Source organism: Stenotrophomonas testudinis (genome assembly GCF_024499815.1).
Lineage (GTDB): Bacteria > Pseudomonadota > Gammaproteobacteria > Xanthomonadales > Xanthomonadaceae > Stenotrophomonas.
This window is the reverse complement of record NZ_JAMOKY010000070.1, coordinates 1-5,460: the sequence shown is the minus strand read 5'-3', so window position 1 is coordinate 5,460 and position 5,460 is coordinate 1. Positions and strand designations below refer to the sequence as shown.

Here is a 5,460-nt window from a genome sequence, read left to right as displayed (position 1 = left end):
CCCCCCCCCCCCCCCCCCCCCCCCCCCCCCCCCCCCCCCCCCCCCCCCCCGCTCACCCCCCCCTCAACCGGACCCACCCCGCCTTCGACAGTTCTCCGCGATCTGTCGGAGCACGGGGTCGGATCCCGTTGCTGCGCAACGGGCTCTGACCCCAGATGGAATTCGATATCCGATGGGGAAATCGTGTCGACCAAGGTCGACACCTACCAACAGCCGCGTGAACCTGTCAGAGGTGGGGCGGTGTGGGTGGGCAGGACCGTTGGCGCCATGGATGGCGCCATCGAGCCCCCATGGATGGGTTTACGGCGTGTCCTGACCACCCACACCGCCCCGCCCAACCAGCAGAAAACCAGAGTCGCTTTTGCTTTGGCTTTGGCTTTGGCTTCGGCTTTTGACGTTGCTGTTGATCTGCAGCAGGTGCAGGGCTGCAAGCCCTGCCAAACCCCCCCCCTTACTTGACCAGCACGTCGATCACGCCGTCGCCGACGCGCGCCTGCAGCGCATCCCCCGCCTGTACCTGCCCGACCTCACGCACCAGCGTGCCGTCGTCACTGCGGGTCAGGATGCTGTAACCACGTGCCACCGTCGCCAGCGGGCTTACCGCTTCCAGCGAGCGCGCCAGCCCGCGCAGGCGCAAGGCATCACGTTGCAGCAGGCGCTGCAGTGCCGCCTGCGGGCGACTGCGCAGGGCCGTCAGGCGCCGCTGCATCTCGTCCAGCTGGCGCTGCGGGTGGTGACCGCGCAGCACCGCTGCCGCATGGCGCAGGCGTGCGGCGCGGCGCTCCTGCTGCTGGTTGAAGGCCGCATGCAGGCGTCGGCCCAGGTCGAGCTGGCGACGACGCAGCAGGTCCAGGCGCGCCTGCGGGCTCTGCGCGTTCAGCCGCAGCAGGGCGCGGTCGGCGCGCTGCATCGCCTGCTGCATCGTGTGCCGCTGCAGCTGCACCATGCGCGCGGCCGTGCGGCGCAGGCGCAGGGTCAGTTCGCGCTGGTCGGGAACCAGCAGTTCGGCTGCCACCGACGGCGTCGGCGCGCGCAGGTCGGCGGCGAAGTCGCTCAGGCTGAAGTCCGTTTCGTGGCCTACCGCCGAGACCACCGGCGTGCCGCTGGCGGCGATCGCCCGGGCTAGCGCCTCGTCATTGAACGCCCACAGGTCTTCCAGCGAACCACCACCGCGGGTCAGCAGGATCACGTCGTAGCGGCCGCTGGCATCGGCGGCCTGCAGCAGGCGGGTGATCTGCGCGGCGGCGGTGCTGCCCTGGACCAGGGTCGGCAGCAGGTCCACTTCCAGCAGCGGAAAACGGCGGGCCAGCACGCTCAGCACGTCGCGCACGGCTGCGCCGGTGGGCGAGGTGATCACCGCCAGGCGCTGCACGTGCGCCGGCATCGGTCGCTTGCGCGCCGGGTCGAACAGGCCCTCGGCTTCCAGGCGTGCCTTCAGCTCCTCGAAGGCGCGGCGCAGTGCGCCTTCGCCGGCTTCTTCCATGTGGTCCAGCACCATCTGGTACTCGCCACGCGCGTCGTACAGCGTCACCTTGCCGCGCACCAGCACGCGCATGCCTTCGCGCGGCACGAACTTCAGGTACTGCGCCTTCATCCGGAACATCGCTGCACGCAGCTGTGCGCGCGCATCCTTCAGGGTGAAGTACAGATGCCCGGACGCGGGGCGGGCGACGCTGCCCAGCTCGGCTTCGACCCAGATCGCCGGGAAGCTGCCTTCCAGCAGGTCGCGGGCCAGGGTGTTGAGCTGGCTGGGGGTGAGGACGTCGTCGTTGCGTGGCTGCATGGGTACGGCGGTGACGGGCGGAGCAGGGCGCTCAGGATCGCACGTCAGCGCGCGCCGTGCTGGGCCAGCGCCCACTGCACGTGCTCGCGCACCACGGGCGAGGGATCGTCGATACGGGTGTGCAGGGCGGCCAGTGCGTCGGTCGACGCCGGCGCATTGCCCAGCGCGACCGCGATGTTGCGCAGCCAGCGCTCGTGGCCGCTGCGGCGGATCGGGCTGCCTTCGGTGCGGCGCAGGAATTCGGCTTCATCCCAGGCGAACAGCTGGTCCAGGCGTGCGGTATCGAGATTGTTGCGCGCACGGAAATCCGCTTCGTCGGTGCGCTTGGCGAACTTGTTCCAGGGGCAGACCAGCTGGCAGTCGTCGCAGCCGTAGATGCGGTTGCCGATCAGCGGTCGCATGTCTTCGGGAATGGCACCGTCGTGTTCGATGGTCAGGTAGGAAATGCAGCGCCGTGCATCCAGCCGCTGCGGGGCGATGATGGCCTGGGTGGGGCAGACATCGATGCAGCGCGTGCAGGTGCCGCAGTGCGCGGTGGCCGCTGCGTCGATCGGCAGCGGGATGTCGATGTAGATCTCGCCGATGAAGAACCAGGAACCGCCGTGACGGTCGATCAGGCAGGTGTGCTTGCCGATCCAGCCGAGCCCGGCGTTGCGCGCCAGCGCGCGTTCCAGCACCGGCGCCGAATCGACGAAGACGCGGTAGCCCAGCGGCGCCACCTCATCGTTGATCTGCGTGGCCAGCTTCTGCAGCCGGTTGCGCATCAGCTTGTGGTAGTCGCGGCCCAGCGCGTAGCGCGCCACATAGGCGCGGCCGGGATCGGCCAGGGTCGCCCAGGCTTCGGTGTCGTCCTTGTGGCTGTAATCCATGCCCACCGAAATCACCCGCACCGTCCCTGGCAGCAGTTCGGCCGGGCGCGCGCGCAGGGTGCCGTGGCGGGCCATCCAGGCCATCGTCCCGTACAGGCCCTTGCCCAGCCAGTCGGCCAGGTGCGCCTCATCCTCGCCCAGCTCGATGCCGGCGATGCCGCAGCGCTGGAAGCCATGCGCACGGGCGAGTTCGCGGATGCGCTGCACGGCCAGGGCCGGATCGAGGGGGGCAGGGGCGGGGAACATGCGCATCAGTATAAAATCTCCGCATGGCCAACCTTGCCGATCTGTTTGATTCTGCTGCTGCGCGTGCGCTGGATGCCCAGGCCTCGGCGCTGGCGGGCGATGGTGGCTGGGAGCTGATGGCCCAGGCCGGGCTGGCTGCCTGGCAGCGCCTGCTGCGGCACTGGCCACAGGCGCTGAATGTGGGCGTGGTGGTGGGCAGCGGCAACAACGGCGGCGACGGCCTGGTGCTGGCGCGACATGCGCTGCTGGCCGGGCGTCGGGTAACGGCGCTGACCCTGCCGGGCAAACCGCCAGCCACCGCGTTGGCGCAACGGGCAACATCGGATTTCAGGTCCGTCGGGGGAACCCTGGCGGAATTTGACGGAACGCTGCCCGCGGCCGATATCTGGGTGGATGGCCTGTTCGGGCTGGGTTTCGACCGGGCGCCGGAAGGTGCAGCACAGGGTGTGATCGAAGCACTGAACACACAGGACGCACCGGTATTCGCACTGGATGTGCCCAGCGGCGTCGACGCCGACCGTGGCACGGTGCCGGGCGTCGCGGTGCGCGCCGCGCTGACCCTGCAGTTCATCGTGCCGCACCGCGGCCTGTACACCGGCGACGCGCTGGAGCACGCAGGCGAACCGGCGCTGGCCGCGCTGCAGCTGCCCAAGGCGGCGTGGCAGGGCGTTTCGGCCGCGGCCGAGCACTGGACGGGTGCGCGCTTGCCGGCATTGCTGAAGCCACGGCGCGCCAATACCCACAAGGGCGAATCCGGCCACGTGCTGTGCGTGGGCGGCAACCACGGCAGTGGTGGGGCCATCGCCCTGGCTGCCGAGGCCGGCCTGCGCGCCGGTGCCGGACTGCTCAGCATCGGCACCCGCGGCGACCATGTCGGCCCGCTGCTGGCGCGCCTGCCCGAGGCCATGGTGCATGCGCTGGAAGATGGCGACGCGCTGCCCGGCCTGCTTGAAAAGGCCAAGGTCGTGGCCATCGGCCCCGGCCTGGGCCAGGACGACTGGGCGCATGCGCTGTTCACCCGCGTGCTGGCCTGTGGCAAGCCGCTGGTGCTCGATGCCGATGCGCTGAACCTGCTCGCCCGCGACCCACGCGCGCTGCCCGATGCCATTCTGACTCCGCACCCGGGTGAGGCCGCGCGTCTGCTGGAATGCAACAGGGCCGACATCCAGGCCGATCGCTACCACTGCGCCCAGGCGCTGGCCGAGCGCTACCACGCCGTGGTGGTGCTGAAGGGCGCCGGCAGCATCGTCGCCGCCCCCGGCCGCACTCCGCGCCTGATCGCCGCCGGCAATCCCGGCATGGCCGTGGGCGGCATGGGTGACCTGCTCACCGGCATCATCGCCAGCCTGCGCGCGCAGGGCCTGGATGCCTTCGATGCCGCCGCGTGTGGCGCGCTGCTGCACGCGCTGGCCGGCGATGTCGCTGCCCTCGATGGCGCGCGTGGTCTGCTCCCTACTGATCTGCTGGTGCCCCTGCGGCGGCTGGCCAACCCGGAACCCCTGCAATGACTGAATTCTTCCTGGCCGACAGCGAAGCCACCGAACTGCTGGGCCAGTGGCTGGCCGCCACGCGGCCCCCGCAGGCGCTGGTCGAGCTGCGCGGTAACCTCGGCGCCGGCAAATCCACCACGGCCCGTGCGCTGCTGCGCGCGCTCGGGGTGCAGGGTGCGATCCGCAGCCCCACCTACACCCTGGTCGAGCGCTATCCGCTGTCCAGTGGCGGCGAAGCGTGGCACCTGGACCTGTACCGCATCGGCCAGGCCGGTGAGCTGGATTTCCTCGGCCTGGACGAGGGCAGTGCGGTGCTGTGGCTGGTCGAATGGCCTGAGCGCGGCGCCGGCGCGCTGCCGCCCACCGATCTGATAGTGGCACTGGAAATCGAAGGGCAGGGGCGGCGCGTCCGTCTCACTGGGGCCGGCGACGTGGGCCGTGAATGGCTGGGTCGACTTCCCGATGGGGGCGACTTGCAGGCCATTTCTGTCGGCTGACGAGAACAAACACCGGCAGGTTACGGATTATTAAGGAAAAAGGTGTTGCATTCCGTTCAGCGCGGTGATTGAATCCTGACCATGCGCCTGGGGAACCGTCTCATCGCCATCTGTGCCGCCGTCGGACTAGGTCTGACGAGCGTCTGCGCGTGGGCAGGTGAGGTCCGCCAGGTCCAGCTCAATACCGGCGCGAGCGGTACCCGCGCTGAGATCTCCCTGGTGGGCAGCGGCGGCTACAAAACCCTGTCGCTGTCCTCGCCGAACCGCCTGGTGATCGACTTCCCCGATTCCAGCGCCGTGCACAACCTGAAGATGCCGGCCGCGCAGGGCGTGGTCACCGCCGTCCGCACCGGTCAGCCGGTGCCGGGCACGTTCCGTGTCGTTTTCGACCTTGCTGCGTCGGTGTCGCCGTTCCGCCCGCAGATGCAGCGTGAAGGCAATGAATCCAAGCTGGTGATCGAGTGGCCGGGCGATGGCCCGGCAACGGCCGCCCGCCCGGCCGCGCCTGCGGCCACCGCAGCGGTCACCCCGTCCGCCGCCGATGCGGCCGCCGCGCAGAACGCGCAGTCGCGTGG

5 protein-coding genes are annotated in these 5,460 nt (G+C 70.1%); 3 read left to right on the top strand and 2 right to left on the bottom strand.

Annotation, left to right across the window (positions count from 1 at the left end):
* Positions 1-451: 451 nt before the first annotated feature.
* Together xseA and queG are read right to left on the bottom strand one after the other, a co-directional pair.
* Positions 452-1,783, bottom strand: coding sequence for an exodeoxyribonuclease VII large subunit (xseA, locus tag NQ204_RS19440; protein WP_256644691.1), 1,332 nt, complete (start codon positions 1,781-1,783; stop codon positions 452-454).
* 44 nt (positions 1,784-1,827) lie between these two features.
* Positions 1,828-2,898 (bottom strand): tRNA epoxyqueuosine(34) reductase QueG, encoded by a 1,071-nt coding sequence (queG, locus tag NQ204_RS19435; RefSeq protein ID WP_256644690.1) that lies wholly within the window; start codon positions 2,896-2,898, stop codon positions 1,828-1,830.
* A gap of 23 nt (positions 2,899-2,921) precedes the next feature.
* Between queG and NQ204_RS19430 the strand changes: the two genes are divergently transcribed.
* From NQ204_RS19430 to NQ204_RS19420, 3 genes are all read left to right on the top strand, one after another.
* Complete coding sequence (locus tag NQ204_RS19430; protein WP_116865369.1) at positions 2,922-4,406, top strand: NAD(P)H-hydrate dehydratase; 1,485 nt, start codon at positions 2,922-2,924, stop codon at positions 4,404-4,406.
* Positions 4,403-4,885, top strand: a complete 483-nt coding sequence (tsaE, locus tag NQ204_RS19425) for a tRNA (adenosine(37)-N6)-threonylcarbamoyltransferase complex ATPase subunit type 1 TsaE (RefSeq protein WP_256644689.1) — start codon at positions 4,403-4,405, stop codon at positions 4,883-4,885. Before NQ204_RS19430 ends, tsaE begins: the two co-directional genes overlap by 4 nt.
* A gap of 81 nt (positions 4,886-4,966) precedes the next feature.
* Positions 4,967-5,460, top strand: a 494-nt coding sequence (locus NQ204_RS19420; RefSeq protein WP_256644688.1) for an AMIN domain-containing protein, incomplete at its 3' end; no start/stop codon positions are given.

Coding starts and splice junctions, on each gene's coding strand:
- xseA (WP_256644691.1), bottom strand. CDS start 1,783: ATGCAGCCACGCAACGACGACGTCCTCACCCCCAGCCAGCTCAACACC.
- queG (WP_256644690.1), bottom strand. CDS start 2,898: ATGTTCCCCGCCCCTGCCCCCCTCGATCCGGCCCTGGCCGTGCAGCGC.
- NQ204_RS19430 (WP_116865369.1), top strand. CDS start 2,922: ATGGCCAACCTTGCCGATCTGTTTGATTCTGCTGCTGCGCGTGCGCTG.
- tsaE (WP_256644689.1), top strand. CDS start 4,403: ATGACTGAATTCTTCCTGGCCGACAGCGAAGCCACCGAACTGCTGGGC.